Source organism: Desulfovibrio piger ATCC 29098 (genome assembly GCF_000156375.1).
Lineage (GTDB): Bacteria > Desulfobacterota > Desulfovibrionia > Desulfovibrionales > Desulfovibrionaceae > Desulfovibrio > Desulfovibrio piger.
The window spans coordinates 163,617-180,639 of sequence record NZ_DS996351.1; the positions used below are offsets into that span (position 1 = coordinate 163,617).

Below are 17,023 nucleotides of genomic sequence, written 5' to 3' on the forward strand. Positions count from 1 at the left end.
AGAACACGCCATGCGTCATCTCGAACTGCATATCCTCCAGTCTGTCCCTGTGGCCTGCCTCAACCGTGACGATTTCGGCTCTCCCAAAACAGCACTGTTCGGCAACGTGCAGCGTGCCCGCGTTTCCAGCCAGTGCTGGAAGCGTGCCGTCCGTGAGCTGATGCAGGAGGAAGTCCCCGCTCTGTTCGGTGGTCAGCGTACCCGCCTTATCCTGGATCCGTTGTGCCGGATCTTGCATGAACAGCATGGTCTTGCGGAAGAAGAGGCCCGCAAGAAGGCGGAGGAGCTGGGGGCTGCGGTAAGCAAACTGGATACGCCGCCGGTACGCGTGAAGACCTTGTTCTTCACCTCGCCGCTGGAGCTGGAAGCCCTGGCAGCGGCCTATGTTGCCACCGGCAACGCCAAGAAGGCCGTCAAGGAACTGGCGAAACATCCGCTCAAGGATGCCGCGGACATCGCCCTGTTCGGCCGCATGGTGGCCAGCGACCATTCCCTGACTTTGGAGGGGGCGGCCATGTTCAGTCATGCCCTGTCCACGCACAAGGTCTCCAACGAGATCGATTTCTTTGCCGCTGTGGATGACCTGCAGCCGGAGGATGAAGCCGGTGCGGGCATGACCGGGACGCTGGAATTCAATTCCGCCACGTACTATCGCTTCGCGGCCCTGAACCTTGACCTGCTGGAGCAGCATCTGTCCGCCCTGTCGGCCGAGGAGCGCCGGGAGGTCGTGTGCAATTTTGTGACGGCCACCCTGCGTGCCGTACCCGGAGCGCGCAAGAATTCCATGAATGCTGCGACCCTGCCTTCCCATGTGCTGGCCGTGGTGCGGGAAAAGGGGCATCCGGTGCAGCTGGTCAATGCCTTTGAGAAGCCTGTCTGGACCAGGGGCGGGCTGATGGAGGAATCCGTCAGCCAACTGGAGCGGGAATACACGCATCTGAAGGAGACCTGGGGGCTGGAAGCCACGCTGGAGTGCCGTATGCCGGAGCTTTCTCTGTCCGTCTTGCTGCAGGAGGTCGAACAGCATGTGCGCTGAAACGGTCTGTCTGGCCATACGGCTGGAAGGGCCCCTGCAAGCCTGGGGCAGCGCCAGTCAGTATAACAGGCGCCTGACGGATCTTCTGCCTTCGCGCAGTGCTGTGACCGGTATGTTGTGCGCGGCCCTGGGGCTGGGCAGGGGATCGACGGAAGAGACCGACTTCCTGCGGGAAATGACCGGCGTGCGGATGCTGGCGGTAGTGGTGCCCCGCCGTATGGGGGGGACGGCGCTCCCTGTGCGTCGCCTGGAGGATTATCATACCGTGCAGGATACGGCCAAAGCGGATGGCGGTCTCAAGGATTGTCACATCACCCGGCGGCAGTATCTGCTGGATGCCGCCTTCCGGGTCTTCCTCAGCGGCAGTCGGGCGCTGCTGGAAAAGGCCGGAGCAGCCTTGCAGGATCCGGTTTGGGGCCTGTGGCTGGGGCGCAAGTCCTGCATCCCCACAGCCCCTGTTTTCGCAGGGATCTTTGCTGATGAACAGGCAGCTATCGCGGCCTGTGTCCCGGAAGGTCTGGACGGGTGCCTGCGCTCCCGGGATGCGCTTTCCTTTGCTGAGGGTACGGACAGCGTGGCAGACATGCCGTTGAGCTTTGCTTCTTCGGCACGTGCCTTTGCCCTGCGCAGGGTGCGTTTGGATCACGGAGACGAGGATGCGTCTTGATTCGGAGGTCATCCCCATCAGGGAGCGCAGCGCCATGCTGTTTTTGCGTTGTGGCCGTCTGGATGTGGAAGACGGCGCCCTGGTGCTGGTGGATGCCGCTGGCGTGCGGATGCAGATACCTTTGGGCGGGATAGCCTGCCTGCTGCTGGAGCCGGGGACCACGGTCACACATGCGGCCGTGGCCCTGGCTGCGGACTGCGGGACCTTGCTGCTCTGGATCGGAGAGGGCGGCGTGCGCCTGTACTCTGCCGGGCAGCCCGGCGGTGCGCGGGCGGACAGACTTTTGTATCAGGCCAGGCTTGCCCTGACGGACGATCTGCGCCTGAAGGTCGTCCGGGCCATGTACCGTTTTCGCTTTGGGGATGAACCGCCGCAACGGCGCAGCATCGAACAGCTGCGCGGTATCGAGGGGGTCCGGGTCAGGACGCTCTACAAGGAGCTGGCCGCACGTTACAAGGTAGCCTGGGGCCGACGCAGCTATGATCCGCGGGACTGGGATGCCGCCGATCCGGTCAACAAGGCCGTGAGTGTGGCCAACCACTGCTTGTATGGTATCTGCGAAGCTGCTGTCCTGGCGGCGGGCTATGCGCCTGCCATAGGCTTCATCCATACAGGCAAACCGCTTTCCTTTGTTTACGATGTGGCGGATCTGTTCAAGTTCGATACCGTGATTCCTGTGGCCTTTCGGGTAGTGGCTGCCAAAAGCCGGGATGTGGCCCGTGATGTACGTCTGGGATGCCGTGACATGTTCAGGGAACAGAAGTTGCTGCGCCGCATCATCCCCGTGATGGAAGAGGTCCTGGCAGCTGCCGGCCAGGCCTTGCCTTCGGCACATCCCGAGGCTGTCCCTGTGGCTTTTCCTGACAAAAAGGGGCTGGGTGATGCTGGTCATCGTAACTGAGGCCGCCCCGCCCCGGTTGCGCGGCTATCTGTCGCGCTGGCTGCTGGAAGTCCGTGCCGGCGTCTATGTGGGGGATTATTCTGTGCGCGTTCGTGAAAGATTGTGGAAGGTCGTCAGTGATGAGATACAGGAAGGGAATGCGGTGATGGCCTGGAGCACGAACAGCGAGTCAGGATTTTCCTTTGTGACGACCGGGAAAAACCGCAGGGAACCGGTGGACTGGGACGGCTTTTCCCTGGTTCGATTCTTGCCGGATCAGGCTGTACCTGATCGGTAGATTTTTGCAGCGATGATAACCTTTGAGAACTCTTCATGTTTTCTGGAGTATTCCCCACGCACGTGGGGATGAACCGCCCTTCGTCTCGCTAATGCTTCTGTCCGCGCTGTATTCCCCACGCACGTGGGGATGAACCGCCGCTGATCTTCCAGGAGCGCACCAGCCCGGAGTATTCCCCACGCACGTGGGGATGAACCGGGGACCGCGTGCAAGGGCAACAGGTGGTCGATGTATTCCCCACGCACGTGGGGATGAACCGGTGCTGGGCTGCCGGAAGACCGCGCAGGATGCGTATTCCCCACGCACGTGGGGATGAACCGGCTGATGAGTGCCTGCCAGATGTTGTGCTTGCGTATTCCCCACGCACGTGGGGATGAACCGCTCGTGTTCGTCCCTCGATCCTATTGTGGTACGTATTCCCCACGCATGTGGGGATGAACCGAATATTACCGACGAAATCAAAAAGACCAATGAGTATTCCCCACGCATGTGGGGATGAACCGCACTATGTCAGGTGTCACGGATGTGACATGCAGTATTCCCCACGCACGTGGGGATGAACCGAAATACATTCTTCTTTTTTATTGTCTTCTTTGGTATTCCCCACGCACGTGGGGATGAACCGAGCTGCAATGGCTGCCCCAACGGTAGACCGCGCGTATTCCCCACGCATGTGGGGATGAACCGTGCTGCGGCAGCTTTTGCTTCTGCCCCGGGTCGTATTCCCCACGCATGTGGGGGTGGGGCATACCGTCCGCCGCAGGCACACCAAAAAGCCCGGTATGGGAATTCCATACCGGGCGTGCCTTGCGGGCGGGTGCCGTCAGCCTGTCAGCCCGCGGCGGGGATGTGTTTGCCGACTAGGCAAAGAACATCTTGGACAGGGTCATGGGATCGATGTACTTGCCGTCCTTGTAGACGCGCATGTTGCCGGAGGCGATCTCATCGATGAGGATGACCTTGCCGTCGGCGTCATAGCCGTATTCGAACTTGATGTCGTACAGGACCAGGCCCTTTTCCTTCAGGTCGTCGGCCACGATCTGGGTGATTTTCTGGGTCATGTCCTTGATGTCGTCGTACTGCTTGTCGGTCATCACGCCCAGGGCCACCAGGGCGTCCTTGGTGACCAGGGGGTCGCCCAGGGCGTCGTTCTTGAAGGTGGTTTCCACATAGGCGGGCAGGTCGGCGCCTTCTTCGATGTAATCACCGTAACGGCGGATGAAGCTGCCCACGGCCTTGTGGCGGCAGATCACTTCCAGGCCCTTGCCGAAGGGCTTGGCGGGCAGGACTTCCATGGTGGTGTCGGCCAGGTTGGCGCTCACATAGTGGGTCTTGATGCCGGCGGCATTGATCTTTTCGAAGAAGTAGATGGACATGCGCAGGTTCACGTCGCCCACGCCGTCGATGGTCAGGCCCACGGAGTTCTCGCCGGGATCGAAAACGCCGTCCTTGCCGGTGCAGTCATCTTTGAACTTCAGCAGATAGTTGCCGTTTTCCAGGGCATAGACGTTCTTCGTTTTGCCAGTGTAGATGAGCTCCATTTTCGATACCTCCGTGAAGCTATGGTGGGAGAAAAATTTTGCTTCGGCCCGGCAGGGCCGGTCAGAATCAAAAAATGTCCGGTATGCATATAATTATTATAGTGTGAAATCAAGCAGGGAATGCAGGAGATATTTTTTACTGCATAAAGCCTATGCATCCAGGACAAGAAGAGGGAAATTTTTTATTTTTATTTAATTTTATAAAAATATCCTGCGCGATGAATGGAAAAAAATTCCATAAATGGCGTTATTATGTAGTGTTACATTTGTTTTTTATGTTTTTTGTTGCAGTATGTTGAAAGCATGATGGCTGCATCGGGACCACGTGTTGATTCCTGTGTGCGTTTTTCCCTGATGCATGGCCCGGCGGCAGCCCGCGAGGTCTTGAAAAAAAATGAAAAAAGTCCCCTGACCGCGGTGGCCAGGGGACTTTTTGTTTCAGGCAAGGGCCCTACTTGTTGTCAGCCAGGTTGGCCTGTTCAAATTCGTCCAGGGCCTTGCTCACGACCTTGGCCAGACCGATGAGGGCGATAAGGTTGGGGAAGGCCATGAGGCCGTTGAACATGTCGGCCAGTTCCCACACCAGGTTCACCTGCAGCAGGGAACCCATGACGATGAAGCACATCACCACCACGCGGTAGGGGGTCACGCCGCGGGTACCGAACAGGTACTTGACGTTCTGCTCACCGAAGAAATACCAGCCCACGATGGTGGAGAAGGCGAAGAACAGCAGGCAGATGGCCACGAACTTGATGCCGAAGGCACCCAGACCGGTGGAGAAAGCCTTCTGGGTCAGGGCGATACCGGTGGTGGTACCGTCCAGGGCGCCGGTGACGAAGATGACCAGGGCGGTCATGTTGAGCACGACGAAGGTATCGATGAACACGCTGACGATACCCATCAGGCCCTGCTGGGCGGGGTACTGCACCTTGGCCACGGCGTGGGCGTGAGGCGTGGAACCCATACCGGCTTCGTTGGAGAACAGGCCGCGGGCCACACCGTAACGGATGGCTTCCTTGACGCCGGCACCGATGATACCGCCGGTGGCGGCCGAAGGATCGAAGGCGCCCACAAAGATCATCTTGAAGGCGGGGATGATCTGGTCGGCATTGCTGAGGACCACGAACAGGCCACCGATGACGTACAGCAGGGCCATGAGGGGCACCATCTTTTCGGTCACGGCAGCGATGCGGCCGATACCACCGAAGAAGACGAAGGCACCGCAGGCGGCGATGATCAGGCCCATGACCAGGGGCGGCACGTCAAAAGCGGTCTTGAAGGCGTCGGCGATGGAGTTGGACTGCACCATGTTGCCGATGCAACCCAGGGCGATGATGATGGAGACCGAGAAGAACACGGCCAGCTTGTGGCTGCCGAGACCTTTGGAGATGTAGTAGGCGGGACCGCCGGTGATGTGGCCGGCGTCGTCGCGGGTGCGGTAGACCTGGGCCAGCACGGCTTCGGCAAAGATGGTGGCCATGCCGAAGAAGGCGGCGATCCACATCCAGAAGATGGCGCCGGGACCACCCATGGCGATGGCGGTGGCGGCACCGGCCAGGTTACCGGTACCCACCTGGGCGGCGATGGCGGTGGCCACGGACTGGAAGGAGCTCATGCCGTGCTTGTCGGCGCGCTTGCCCTTCAGGGAAAGGTCACCGAAGAGCATGCGCACGGCCTGTCCGAACTTGCGGACCTGGATGAACTTCAGCCGGATGGTGAAGTATATGCCCACACCACACAGCAGCGGGATAAGGCAGTACATGCCCCAGATGAAGCTGTTGATGTTGGAGACAAGTTTCGTCAATTCTTCCATGGTTTCCCCCTCAGGCTATCCGGCCTGCATGTCATCCGGCAGGAGAACCCCGTGTCCGTCCGTCGTCTGGCAAGGCATGTCGAATATGGAATGATGGTGTCATGTTCCCGGCAACCTTCGCGAGATTCATGTATGGATGAATGATATGCATCCATACAGGGTCAAAAAAACAGCGCGTCTTTTCCCTCTTCGGGATGGGCCCGGTCCGGATGCCGGTATGATGGTGTCCGGCGGGCAGAGGCGCTGTCGTTGTTCGCTATGGTTGTCGTCGATTTATCTATGCATGTGCAATATTAAACCGTAACGAGAAAAATGTCCATGCCGGAATTGATCGGAAATCATTTCCTAATCATCGAGTGGATATTTTAAAAATACTAGTGATTCCATATTGTTGTAATATAGTTACGAAAAGGGCCTGCTCCGGGATGGCCAGGGCGGAGCGTCGTTGCTCTTACTGGCCGGAGAGGGATGCACAGCTCGCATAGACTGGAAAAGGCCGGAATCAGGGCCGGGAGGGGAATTTTCCTGCCATGGCGGCCTTACAAAAAAATGTTGCCGGGAGAAAGCACGGGCGGATCGGGTGAGGCAGGCCGGGAGAAGGACAGACCAGGCTCGGGCAGGATCAAGACCGGAAGGGGGACGAGCCTGCAAGCGAAAAAAGGTCATCCAAAATAAAAAAGGGACCGCACGGATGGCAGTCCCTCAAAGTATCAGTCCTCGTCCCGGACGCTGCTGCGGCGTCTGCGGCGGGGCTTTTCTTCTTCCATGTCCTCGGGCAGGTCTGGTGTGGAAAGCTGTTCCCGGATGCGGTCGCGCTCCTCCCGGGGCTTGGCCACCAGGCGCAACTGCTTGACCAGTACCTTGCCGATGACCAGCACTTCTTCCACATCGGCCAGCTGTTCGAAGTCCGGGGCATCGGGGCTGAAATCTTCGGGAGCGTCCCGCAGTTCTCCAGAAGTCATCCTGAAAATATACATGACGTGCCTCCGTGGCAGCAGTTTTGAGTTTTTCGTATCCAGCTGGACAAAGGGCGAGGTGCGCAACAGGGCCAGCCGTTCTTCCGTCATGGCGCGACAGGGGAAATGCCGGCAGGCCAGACAGGCCAGCAGGGGCCGCTGATGCCCTTTGAGCGGGCAGCGGAGGGCTTTTTCCGTGGGGTCTGCGTATCTTCCCATGACGAACACCTTTGCCTTGCTATAGCAAAGAGTGCCTTCCGGGCCTAGCCGCCGACGGCAGAAATTTTTCCGCCGGGTGGCGGATGCGATGCCAAAAGGCCGCGTGCAAGAGCGGCTTGCAGCCTGACGATGCCTGCCGCGGACAAGGCCGGACGCACCGTAGCCGATAGACGGCATGCAGTGCGCCGCCACGGATGCAAAAAAACGGGAGAGGCGAGCACGACTCGCCCCTCCCGCGTGATCTTCGCTATCCGGGAACGGATCAGGCCCGACGGGCCCAGGTGCAGCGGTCCAGACCGGCCAGATCCTGTTCTGTACGGGGCTCGCTGTACCCTACCTCCGCCAGCAGGCGGCGCACGGCCCCGCCCTGACGGTAGCCGTGTTCCATGACGATGAGCCCGCCCGGCTTCAGGGCCCGCTGTCCGGCGCGGATGACGGCGTGCAGGTGGCGCAGGCCGTCCTGTTCGGAAAAGAGCGCGCTGTGCGGTTCGTGGTGCAGGACTTCCGCCATGACCTCGTCTTCTTCCGCGGCGGCGATGTAGGGCGGGTTGCTGACCAGCACGTCCAGCCCGCCCGGCAACAGCGGCGGCGTGAACATGTCTCCCCGTACCAGGGCCAGACGGTCAGCGGCTTGCAGGCTGCGGATGTTGCGGGCCGCCACGGGCAGGGCCCCGGCGCTGTATTCCAGCAGCAGGCCCCGGCTGTGCGGCAGTTCAAGGGCCAGCGTGATGCCGATGCAGCCCGTGCCCGTGCCCAGATCCGCAAAGCGTACCTCTCCGTGCCCTGCGCATTCCCGCAGCACGATCTCCAGTAGCAGCTCGGTCTCCGGCCGGGGGATGAGGGTCTGCGGGCTGACCTCGAAATCGCGGCCGAAGAACTCGCGTCGTCCCGTGATGTGGGCCAGCGGCTCACCGGCACAGCGACGGGCGGTCAATGCACGGATGGCGCCGGCCGCGTCGTCCGCCACAGGGGAGGGCATGGCCAGCATCAGGCCGATGCGGTCAAGGTGCAGCACATGGCCCGCCAGCAGGCGGGCCTCCAGCGCGGGGGCGTCCGTGCCTGCGGCGTGCAGGTCGCGGGTCAGCGAGGTCAGCAGTTCCTGAAGGGTCATATCCTTGTCCTCTGTACGGCCGGGCAAAGTGAAAAAGGCCCGGGGCAACGCCATGTCGTCCCGGGCCGTCCGCGTCACCGCTTTTCAGGGGCGACGGCGGCGTTATTTCTTTTCCGTGGCCGGAGCGGCTTTTTTGGCCCGCGCGGCCGTCTTTTTGACAGGTTCAAAGGCCAGGGCCAGCACATCGTCATAGGTATGCGCGGGGTGGACCTTGATCTTTTTCAGCAGTTCCTTGGGGACCTCTTCCAGATCCTTGACGTTCTGGCTGGGGATGATGACATGCTTGAGCCCGCGTGCCACACCGGCCAGGATCTTTTCCTTGATGCCGCCCACGGGCAGCACCCGGCCCTGCAGGGTGATTTCGCCGGTCATGCAGGTATCGGCCCGTACGATGCGGCCGCTCAGGGCCGAGATCAGGGCCGAGGTCAGCGTCACACCGGCGGAGGGGCCGTCCTTGGGCACGGCACCGGCGGGCACATGGATGTGGATGTCCTGCGTGTCGCTGAAGTCCGCGTCGATGCCCAGGCTGTCGGCCCGGCTGCGGATGTGGCTCATGGCGATGCGGGCGCTTTCCTTCATGACGTCGCCTAGCTGGCCCGTGAGCTGCAGGTTGCCCTTGCCCTTCATGCAGGCGCATTCGATGGTCAGCACCTCGCCGCCGGCCGGGGTCCAGGCCAGGCCCAGGGCCATGCCGGGCATGAGGCGCTTGTCCTTCTCGTCCTCGATGAAGCGCGGCGCGCCCAGCAGCTTTTCCACCACGGCGCTGTCCACGGTGAAGCTGCCCTTCTTGCCTTCGGCACGCTGACGGGCCAGCTTGCGGCAGATGGAGCCCAGCTCCCGTTCCAGGTTGCGCAGACCGGCTTCGCGGGTATAGCCGCGGATGACGGCGGTGAGGGCGGTATCGTCCATGATGACGTCACCTTCACGCAGGCCGTTCTCCGTCACCTTCTTGGGCAGCAGATGGCGTTTGGCGATCTCCACCTTTTCCTGCATGGTGTAGCCGGGCAGGCTGATGACCTCCATACGGTCGCGCAGGGGGGCCGGGATGGTCTCCAGATGGTTGGCCGTGCACAGGAACATGACCTTGGAAAGATCGAAGGGCACGTTCAGATAATGGTCACTGAAGGTGTGGTTCTGTTCGGGGTCCAGCACTTCCAGCAGGGCGGACGAGGGATCGCCCCGGAAATCGGAGCCCAGCTTGTCCACTTCGTCCAGCACGATGACCGGATTGCGCGTCCCGGCCTGCTTGATGGCCTGGATGATGCGGCCGGGCATGGCGCCGATATAGGTGCGGCGGTGGCCGCGGATCTCGGCCTCGTCATGCATGCCGCCCAGGGACAGGCGCTGGAAATGACGGCCCAGGGCCCGCGCGATGGAGCGGCCCAGGGAGGTCTTGCCCACGCCTGGAGGGCCGGCGAAGCAGAGGATGGGGCCCTTGGACTGGGGATTGAGCTTGCGCACGCTGAGGAATTCCAGGATGCGGTCCTTGATCTTGTCCAGACCGTAATGGTCCTCGTCCAGGATGGCCTTGGCATGGGCGATGTCCAGACGGTCGCGGGAAAGCTTCTTCCACGGCAGTTCCACCAGCCAGTCCAGATAGGTGCGCACCACGTTGGCCTCGGAGGAGTCGGCGTGCATGCCGGAGAGGCGGCGCAACTGCTTGTCGGCTTCCTTGCGCACGTCCTTGGGCAGGCCCGCCTTGTCCAGGGCCTTGCGCAGCTCGTCCAGCTCTTCTTCGCCTTCGGAGGCCGCGTCGCCCAGCTCGTGGCGGATGGCCTTGATCTGCTCGCGCAGGAAGTATTCCTTCTGCGCCTTGTCTATGCCTTCGCGGGCCGTGCTCTGGATGTGGGCCTGCATGGTGGCCACTTCCACCTCGCGCTCGAGCTGGATGTTGACCAGCATCAGGCGTTCCACGGGGTTCACGGCTTCGAGGATGCGCTGGGCCTCGGCGGTCTTCATGCGCAGGTTGGCGGCAATGAGGTCGGCCAGACGGCCCGGCTCTTCCACGCCCTGGAGCACGGCCAGGATGTCTGGGGAGGCTACGCCGCGCAGCTGGAGCACCTTTTCGCTCTGCTCACGGGCGGAGCGCAGCAGGGCTTCTATCTTGGCGTCGCGCGGGGGGGTCTCTTCCTGCAGGACGGTGATGCGAGCTTCCAGATAGGGATCCACACGGTGGTAGCCTTCCACCCGGGCGCGGCTGGCGCCCTGCACCAGGATCTTGATGCGGCCGTCGGGCATCTTGAGCATGCGCATGACCTGCACCACCGTACCGGCGGTGTAGAGGTCATTGGGGCCGGGATCCTCGGTGGATTCTTCCTTCTGGGTGCAGACCAGCAGGTGGCGGCCCTTCTTGAGGGCGGCCTCCACGGCTTTGACGGATTTTTCGCGACCGATGAACAGCGGCAGGATCATGTAGTTGAACACTACGACATCCCGGACGGGCAGCACCGGCAGCAGGTCGGAGATCTGCTGTTCGCCGGGGGCCGACGCCTGTTCGTCGCCGGTCGTCCCCTGGTCCTGTCCGGCGGCATCCACCGCTTGGCTCAGGGCATCCTGCAACTGGGACAGCATATCTTCCAGCGGATGGTCGTTCTTTTTCTGATCAGACATATATACTCCCGGACTGCTTACAGGTGTCTGCACTGGCAGATGCTGTAGCAGCCATTATCGGTGACGATCACATGGTCCAGAAAGCGCAGCCCCATGTTGACGGCCAGTTCCCGCACGGTGTTGGTGAAGATGATGTCGGGCTGGGAAGGCCGGGTCTGGCCGCCCGGATGGTTGTGTACCAGGATGATGCCGCTGGCCTTGTAGCGCAGGGCAGGCTCCAGCACGTCACGGGGCAGCAGGGGGACGCTTTCCACATTGCCCTGGCGCAGGCGTTCCCAGGCCATGAGGCGGTTGCCCGCGTTGACCATGGCCAGCCAGCATTCTTCCTGCTGGCTGCCTGCCAGACGGGCCCGGGCCATCTCGGCCACGGCCTGGGGCGTCGCTATTTCCTTCCCTTGCAACAGGGGCGCAGCCGCATGGCGGGCCAATACTTCGCGCAATACCTGCCACAGGGAGAGCAGGCCGGGGCCGAAGCCCGGTACGGCCAGCAGCTGTTCCGGCGGTGCGTCCAGTACGCCGCGGATATTGTGGAAACGCAGCAGCAGTTCCCGAGCCAGAGGTTTGGTATCCTTGCGCGGCTGCCCGTAGCCCAGCAACAGCTCCAGGATCTCATAATCGGCCACAGCCAGAGGCTCGCGAGCCAGTCGCTGGCGCAGGCGGCTGCGGTGGCCGCTATGGGGTGAGGCAGAGGATACGGACATTGCGGTCATAAGGTAAGATGCTTTTTGGCAAGCGCAAGGGGGGTGGGATGGTATCTTTTGAGGGGGAGGCCCCTCATCTCCGCTGTCGAGGCCCGTAAAGTTCCTTCGTCGCTAACGGGCACGGCCTGCGGCCGCCTTCGGTCGCTGCTGGCGCGAGAGGGGTCTCCCCCTCAAACTCCCCCTTACCCAGCGCGCTTTATTTGAAGCCCCAGAGGACGCCCCCACAGAGAGCGCCCTCTGGGGCTTCGTGACAGTCATAAGGTCGAACTGGCTGATGATGCCGTCCTTTCCCTCTCTGTGCCGGAGAGCTCCATGAGCGTTCACGATGGTTTTATAGGATAAAGCACGACCGGAGAACTGAGAGCCGTCGTGTTCCATACCTTTCCGGAAGACATGGTCCTTTTGAGCCGAAGGTCTGACCGTCATGCAAAAGTTTTTAGAAGAAAGCGCGTTTGGGGGAGGATGGGGGCTTGGGGGAAGGGCCCCCCTTTTCGCGCCAGCAAAAGGAGGTCCCTTCCCCCAAAAAAACGATGCAGGCCGTGCCTGTTGCGACGGAGGAAATACGGGCATCGACAGTGGAGCAAGGGAGACCCTTCCTCCAAAAAATCTAGCGTCGGGCAGCGGCGAAGAGGGCCACAAGATCGGTGGCCAGCTTGTCCAGACTTTGCTCAGGCGTGCAGCGGCCGCTCTTGATGGCCAGCTCGGCATCCATGATCATGCCCAGACAGCGGGCCAGGGCGGCGGGGCCAAGACGGCGGGCCAGCTGCTGCTTGGCGTTGGCTTCGGAGGGATGGAAACGGACCTTCTCGCCCGCGCAGGCCTGCCAGAGCTGGCGGAACTCGCGGGCCAGCAGGGAGAGCAGGGGGAAGAGCAGGCCTTCCACGTCCTTGCGGCCCCGGGCCAGCTCTTTCCAGACGGCGGCCAGATTGCCGGCTTCCATGTGGCGGATGCAGGCGAAGATATTGCATTCCGGGGCCCAGGAACTGGTGGCCAGCATATCCGTGGTGACGGACCAGGGCATGGCCTGCCCGTCATCCGCCGGTCGCAGGAGCAGGAGCTTTTCCAGTTCGTTCTCCACGGCCTGCGCATCGGGGGGCACGGAGGTACAGAACTGTTCGAAAGCGTCGGCCTCGAAGGGGATGCCCAGGGCCTGGGCGCGGTCGCGGACGTATTTCTTGATGCTGCGTTCGCTCAGGCCCTCACTGCGCCAGATCCAGCCCTGCTGGTCGGCAAAGCCCAGGCAGCGCAGCTTGGCGATGTGGGCCGGGATCTTGGGCTGGCCTTTTTCCCAGGCCACTTCCAGGCAGAAGAACGGCCAGCACTGTTCCGAAGGCCAGGCCAGGGCGGCGGAGATCTTTTTCCAGACCGCGGCGGGCCAGAGGTGGGCCTGCCGTACCACCAGCAGGCGCGGCGTGCCGAACAGACACTGGAGGGTGAGCTGCTCCCAGAAGCGCGGCGAAGGCTCCTCGTCCCCCCAGTGGACGTGGCGTTCCCAGCGGCTGCTGTCGCCCTGGGCGCTCACGAGGGTTTCCAGACGGGCCTGCAAAAGGCGGCTGTCCGGGCAGACGAGAAAGGAAAAACCGGGTCTGGGCATGGCACGTCCTGAGTTTTGGATGGAAAACGACGTTGCGGGGAAAAAAGGCGGACGGCATGTCCGGGCCTTCTTCCCCCGCAACGGTTCAGTTCGGTAGGGCGGAGCGGGGCTCCCTGCGGGCTAGTTGGCCACCACGTTGACCAGCTTGCCGGGCACCACCACGACCTTGCGGATGGTCAGACCGCTGGTGTGACGCTGCACGGCGGCGTCGGCCAGGGCCACTTCTTCCATTTGGGCCTTGTCGGCACCGGCGGGCACGTCGATGGTACCGCGCAGCTTGCCGTTGACCTGCAGGGCGATGGTGACGGTGTCCTGCACCAGGGCGCTTTCCTCGCACACGGGCCAGGCTTCTTCCTGCAGGGAAGAGGTATGACCCATGCGCTGCCACAGTTCCTCGCACAGGTGCGGGGTAATGGGCGAGAGCAGGGTCAGCACCGTGGCCATGGCCGAAGAGAAGACGCGGTTCTCGGCGTCGCTCTTGCCCAGCTTTTCGCGGGACAGGTACATGGCGTTGACCAGTTCCATGACCGCGGAGATGGCGGTGTTGAACTGGAAGCGGTTGCCCATGTCTTCGGTGACCTTCTTGACCGTCAGATGCTCGCGGCGGCGCAGGTCGCGGGCTTCGGGCGTGGTCACGTCGTCGGCACCGGCGCCGCAGGCCTTGACGGCGGACAGGCGCTCGGCCTCGTCCATGAACAGGCGCCAGACGCGGTGCAGGAAGCGCGAGGAACCTTCGATGCCGCTGTCGGACCAGTCGAAGTCACGCTCCGGCGGCGCGGCGAAGAGGCAGAACAGACGCACGGTGTCCGCGCCGTACTTGGCGATCATGGCCGTGGGGTCCACCACGTTGCCCTTGGACTTGGACATCTTGCTGCCGTCCTTGAGCACCATGCCCTGGGTGAGCAGGTTGGTGAAGGGCTCGTCCAGGCCTTCGGGGTAGAAGCCCAGGTCGCGCAGGACCTTGGTGAAGAAGCGGGCGTAGAGCAGGTGCAGGATGGCGTGTTCCACACCGCCGATGTACTGGTCCACGGGCAGCCAGTACTTGAGGGCGTCCATATCGAAGGCGCTCTCGGTGTTGCGGGCGCCGGTGTAGCGGGCGAAGTACCAGGAGGACTCCACGAAGGTGTCCAGGGTATCGGTCTCGCGACGGGCCTCGCCACCGCAGACGGGGCAGGTGCAGCGCACGAAGGAGTCGGTCTCGGGCAGGGGAGAGCGGCCGTCTTCGCGCACATGGGCATCCAGGGGCAGCAGCACGGGCAGGTTCTCTTCCTTCTCGGGCACCACGCCGCACTTGTCGCAGTAGATGACCGGGATGGGGGCGCCCCAGTAACGCTGGCGCGAGATGTTCCAGTCACGCAGGCGGAACTGCGTGGTGGCCTTGCCCTTGCCTTCCTTTTCCAGGCGTTCGGCCACGGCCTTTTTGCCGTCGGTGTTGGGCATGCCGTCGAAGTCGCCGGAATTGACCATCACGCCTTCGGTGGTGAAGGCGGCTTCCATGGTGGCGGGGTCGAGGACCTCGCCTTCGGGGCTGATGACCACCTTGACGGGCAGGCCGTACTTGCGGGCGAATTCGAAGTCACGCTGGTCGTGGGCGGGCACGCCCATGACGGCGCCGGTACCATAGTCGGCCAGGACGAAGTTGCCCAGCCACACGGGCACCTGCTGGCCGGTGAAGGGATGGATCACATAGGCGCCGGTGAAGATGCCTTCTTTTTCCAGATTGTCGGACTGGCGCTCCAGACGGTCCATGTTGCGGATGCGGGTCACGAAGGCGCGCACTTCGTCGGCCTTTTCGTAGCCTTCGATGAGCTTTTCCACCAGCGGATGTTCGGGGGCCAAGGTCAGGAAGGTCACGCCGAACACGGTGTCGGGACGGGTGGTGAAGACTTCCAGATGGTCGACACCGTCCAGGGGAGCGGGCAGGCCGAAGCGCACGGCCGCTCCGGTGGACTTGCCGATCCAGTTGCGCTGCATGGAGAGCACGCGGTCGGGCCAGCCGCCTTCCAGCTTCTGCAGGTCCTGCAGCAGTTCGTCACCGTAGGCGGTGATGCGCAGGAACCACTGGGTCAGGTCCTTCTGTTCCACATGGCTGTCGCAACGCCAGCACAGGCCGTCGATGACCTGTTCGTTGGCCAGCACGGTGTGGCAGGAGGGGCACCAGTTCTGGGGCGCCTTTTTGCGGTAGACCAGGCCCTTTTCCAGCAGGCGCAGGAAGAAGCTCTGCTCCCAGCGGTAGTACTCGGGGCGGCAGGTGGCCACTTCGCGGGACCAGTCATAGGAATAGCCCAGACGGCGCAGCTGCGCGCGCATGTTGTCTATGTTGGCATAGGTCCATTTGGCCGGATGGGTGTTGTGCTTGATGGCGGCATTTTCCGCGGGCAGGCCGAAGGCGTCCCAGCCCATGGGATGCAGCACGTTGAAGCCCTGCATGCGCTTGCAGCGGGCCACCACGTCACCGATGGAATAGTTGCGGACATGGCCCATGTGGATGTTGCCCGAGGGGTAGGGGAACATCTCCAGCACATAATACTTGGGTTTGTCGCTGTGATGGTCGCAGGCAAAGGCATCCTGCTGCTGCCAGCGCTCCTGCCATTTCTGTTCGATGTCCTGCGGGGAATAACGATCTTGCGTCATGACACTTGTCTGCTTTTAGTTGGTGGAATCCTCTCCGGCGGAGAGGGAACCCTTTTCCAGAGCCTTGGCGGCGGCGTCCAGAATACCGTTGACAAAACTGGTGGCGTTGTCTTCGCCGAACTGGCGGGTCAGCTCCAGGGCCTCGTTGATGGCGACCTTGGCGGGGACGTCCTGGCGGTACAGCAGTTCGTACATGGCCAGGCGCAGCAGGGTCAGCTCCACGCGACCCATGCGGTCCACGCGCCAGTTGCGCGAGAATCGGCTGATGGTCTTGTCCAGTTCGTCGCGTCTGCTCCACACTCCCTGCACCAGATCCCAGGAAAAACCGGAAGGCAGCTCGCCTTCTTCGCTCTCCTGATGGTCGGGGGACTGCAGGAAGGCGCGGCGCACGTCTTCCAGCGAGGTGGCGTCAGCGAAGGACAGCCCGTACAGAACCTGAAAAGCCTGGGCGCGTTCGCCCCGGCGGCTGGCGGATTTACCCTTGCTCATGGATTACAGCTGCTCCAGCACGCGGATGGTTTCCAGCATGGCGGCGGCAGCTTCCACGCCCTTGTTGCCGCCCTTGGAACCGGCGCGTTCGATGGCCTGCTCGATGCTGTCGCAGGTCAGCAGGCCGAAGCCGATGGGGGTCTTGTACTGCAGCATCACCTGGGCGATGCCCTTGCTGGCTTCGTTGCACACGTAGTCGAAGTGGGGGGTGGCGCCGCGGATCACGGCGCCCAGGGCCACGATGCCGTCATACTTGCCGCTGGCGGCCAGCTTCTGGCAGACCAGGGGCATCTCGAAAGCACCGGGGATGCGCACGATGGTGATGTTCTTGGCATCGAGGCCGTGGCGTTCCAGGTAGTCCAGGGCGCCGCCGGTCAGGCGGTCCACGATGAAGTCGTTGAAACGGGTGGCCAGGATGGCGATCTTGAGGCCTTTGGCATCAAGCATGCCGCTGATGGTAGTGGGATTGCTCAT

14 protein-coding genes and 1 CRISPR repeat array are annotated in these 17,023 nt (G+C 62.3%); of the genes, 4 read left to right on the forward strand and 10 right to left on the reverse strand.

Going from position 1 to position 17,023, the window contains the following annotated elements:
* The first annotated feature begins 10 nt into the window (after positions 1 to 10).
* From cas7e to cas2e, 4 genes are read left to right on the forward strand one after another with little or no spacing between them, the layout of a single operon-like run.
* Positions 11 to 1,036, forward strand: coding sequence for a type I-E CRISPR-associated protein Cas7/Cse4/CasC (cas7e, locus tag DESPIG_RS00715; protein ID WP_006003784.1), 1,026 nt, complete (start codon positions 11 to 13; stop codon positions 1,034 to 1,036).
* Positions 1,026 to 1,703, forward strand: a complete 678-nt coding sequence (gene cas5e, locus DESPIG_RS00720) for a type I-E CRISPR-associated protein Cas5/CasD (RefSeq protein WP_006003786.1) — start codon at positions 1,026 to 1,028, stop codon at positions 1,701 to 1,703. The genes cas7e and cas5e overlap by 11 nt, the downstream gene beginning before the upstream one ends.
* The gene (gene cas1e, locus DESPIG_RS00725; RefSeq protein WP_006003788.1) at positions 1,693 to 2,604 is read left to right on the forward strand and encodes a type I-E CRISPR-associated endonuclease Cas1e; all 912 of its coding nucleotides are present in this window, start codon (positions 1,693 to 1,695) and stop codon (positions 2,602 to 2,604) included. Before cas5e ends, cas1e begins: the two co-directional genes overlap by 11 nt.
* On the forward strand, positions 2,585 to 2,881 hold the full coding sequence (gene cas2e, locus DESPIG_RS00730) for a type I-E CRISPR-associated endoribonuclease Cas2e (RefSeq protein ID WP_006003790.1): 297 nt from the start codon (positions 2,585 to 2,587) through the stop codon (positions 2,879 to 2,881). Before cas1e ends, cas2e begins: the two co-directional genes overlap by 20 nt.
* A 47-nt stretch (positions 2,882 to 2,928) precedes the next feature.
* Positions 2,929 to 3,569: a CRISPR direct-repeat array (repeat unit 30 nt; unit sequence GTATTCCCCACGCACGTGGGGATGAACCGG).
* 172 nt (positions 3,570 to 3,741) lie between these two features.
* On the opposite strand, the gene DESPIG_RS00735 is transcribed toward cas2e, so the two are convergent.
* The 10 genes from DESPIG_RS00735 to ribH all read right to left on the reverse strand — a co-directional run bounded on the left by DESPIG_RS00735 (position 3,742) and on the right by ribH (position 17,023).
* The gene (locus DESPIG_RS00735) at positions 3,742 to 4,422 is read right to left on the reverse strand and encodes a phosphoribosylaminoimidazolesuccinocarboxamide synthase (protein ID WP_006003800.1); all 681 of its coding nucleotides are present in this window, start codon (positions 4,420 to 4,422) and stop codon (positions 3,742 to 3,744) included.
* 451 nt (positions 4,423 to 4,873) lie between these two features.
* The gene (locus DESPIG_RS00740; RefSeq protein ID WP_006003804.1) at positions 4,874 to 6,235 is read right to left on the reverse strand and encodes an alanine/glycine:cation symporter family protein; all 1,362 of its coding nucleotides are present in this window, start codon (positions 6,233 to 6,235) and stop codon (positions 4,874 to 4,876) included.
* Positions 6,236 to 6,945: 710 nt separating this feature from the next.
* Complete coding sequence (locus tag DESPIG_RS00745; RefSeq protein ID WP_040368921.1) at positions 6,946 to 7,410, reverse strand: hypothetical protein; 465 nt, start codon at positions 7,408 to 7,410, stop codon at positions 6,946 to 6,948.
* Between the two features lie 262 nt (positions 7,411 to 7,672).
* Positions 7,673 to 8,521, reverse strand: a complete 849-nt coding sequence (prmC, locus tag DESPIG_RS00750; protein WP_040368958.1) for a peptide chain release factor N(5)-glutamine methyltransferase — start codon at positions 8,519 to 8,521, stop codon at positions 7,673 to 7,675.
* Positions 8,522 to 8,623: 102 nt separating this feature from the next.
* A complete protein-coding gene (lon, locus tag DESPIG_RS00755) occupies positions 8,624 to 11,092 on the reverse strand; it encodes an endopeptidase La (RefSeq protein ID WP_187119505.1) in 2,469 nt (822 codons plus the stop codon).
* A gap of 56 nt (positions 11,093 to 11,148) precedes the next feature.
* Positions 11,149 to 11,841 (reverse strand): JAB domain-containing protein, encoded by a 693-nt coding sequence (locus DESPIG_RS00760; protein WP_040368922.1) that lies wholly within the window; start codon positions 11,839 to 11,841, stop codon positions 11,149 to 11,151.
* A gap of 598 nt (positions 11,842 to 12,439) precedes the next feature.
* Positions 12,440 to 13,426, reverse strand: a complete 987-nt coding sequence (gene holA, locus DESPIG_RS00765; protein WP_006003818.1) for a DNA polymerase III subunit delta — start codon at positions 13,424 to 13,426, stop codon at positions 12,440 to 12,442.
* Positions 13,427 to 13,546: 120 nt separating this feature from the next.
* Positions 13,547 to 16,060, reverse strand: a complete 2,514-nt coding sequence (gene leuS, locus DESPIG_RS00770; protein WP_006003820.1) for a leucine--tRNA ligase — start codon at positions 16,058 to 16,060, stop codon at positions 13,547 to 13,549.
* A 15-nt stretch (positions 16,061 to 16,075) separates the two neighbouring features.
* Positions 16,076 to 16,549, reverse strand: coding sequence for a transcription antitermination factor NusB (nusB, locus tag DESPIG_RS00775; RefSeq protein WP_006003822.1), 474 nt, complete (start codon positions 16,547 to 16,549; stop codon positions 16,076 to 16,078).
* Between the two features lie 3 nt (positions 16,550 to 16,552).
* Positions 16,553 to 17,023: a 6,7-dimethyl-8-ribityllumazine synthase gene (ribH, locus tag DESPIG_RS00780; protein WP_006003824.1), complete on the reverse strand. Its 471-nt coding sequence runs from the start codon at positions 17,021 to 17,023 to the stop codon at positions 16,553 to 16,555.

Coding starts and splice junctions, on each gene's coding strand:
- cas7e (WP_006003784.1), top strand. CDS start 11: ATGCGTCATCTCGAACTGCATATCCTCCAGTCTGTCCCTGTGGCCTGC.
- cas5e (WP_006003786.1), top strand. CDS start 1,026: ATGTGCGCTGAAACGGTCTGTCTGGCCATACGGCTGGAAGGGCCCCTG.
- cas1e (WP_006003788.1), top strand. CDS start 1,693: ATGCGTCTTGATTCGGAGGTCATCCCCATCAGGGAGCGCAGCGCCATG.
- cas2e (WP_006003790.1), top strand. CDS start 2,585: ATGCTGGTCATCGTAACTGAGGCCGCCCCGCCCCGGTTGCGCGGCTAT.
- DESPIG_RS00735 (WP_006003800.1), bottom strand. CDS start 4,422: ATGGAGCTCATCTACACTGGCAAAACGAAGAACGTCTATGCCCTGGAA.
- DESPIG_RS00740 (WP_006003804.1), bottom strand. CDS start 6,235: ATGGAAGAATTGACGAAACTTGTCTCCAACATCAACAGCTTCATCTGG.
- DESPIG_RS00745 (WP_040368921.1), bottom strand. CDS start 7,410: ATGGGAAGATACGCAGACCCCACGGAAAAAGCCCTCCGCTGCCCGCTC.
- prmC (WP_040368958.1), bottom strand. CDS start 8,521: ATGACCCTTCAGGAACTGCTGACCTCGCTGACCCGCGACCTGCACGCC.
- lon (WP_187119505.1), bottom strand. CDS start 11,092: ATGCTGTCCCAGTTGCAGGATGCCCTGAGCCAAGCGGTGGATGCCGCC.
- DESPIG_RS00760 (WP_040368922.1), bottom strand. CDS start 11,841: ATGACCGCAATGTCCGTATCCTCTGCCTCACCCCATAGCGGCCACCGC.
- holA (WP_006003818.1), bottom strand. CDS start 13,426: ATGCCCAGACCCGGTTTTTCCTTTCTCGTCTGCCCGGACAGCCGCCTT.
- leuS (WP_006003820.1), bottom strand. CDS start 16,060: ATGACGCAAGATCGTTATTCCCCGCAGGACATCGAACAGAAATGGCAG.
- nusB (WP_006003822.1), bottom strand. CDS start 16,549: ATGAGCAAGGGTAAATCCGCCAGCCGCCGGGGCGAACGCGCCCAGGCT.
- ribH (WP_006003824.1), bottom strand. CDS start 17,023: ATGAGCAATCCCACTACCATCAGCGGCATGCTTGATGCCAAAGGCCTC.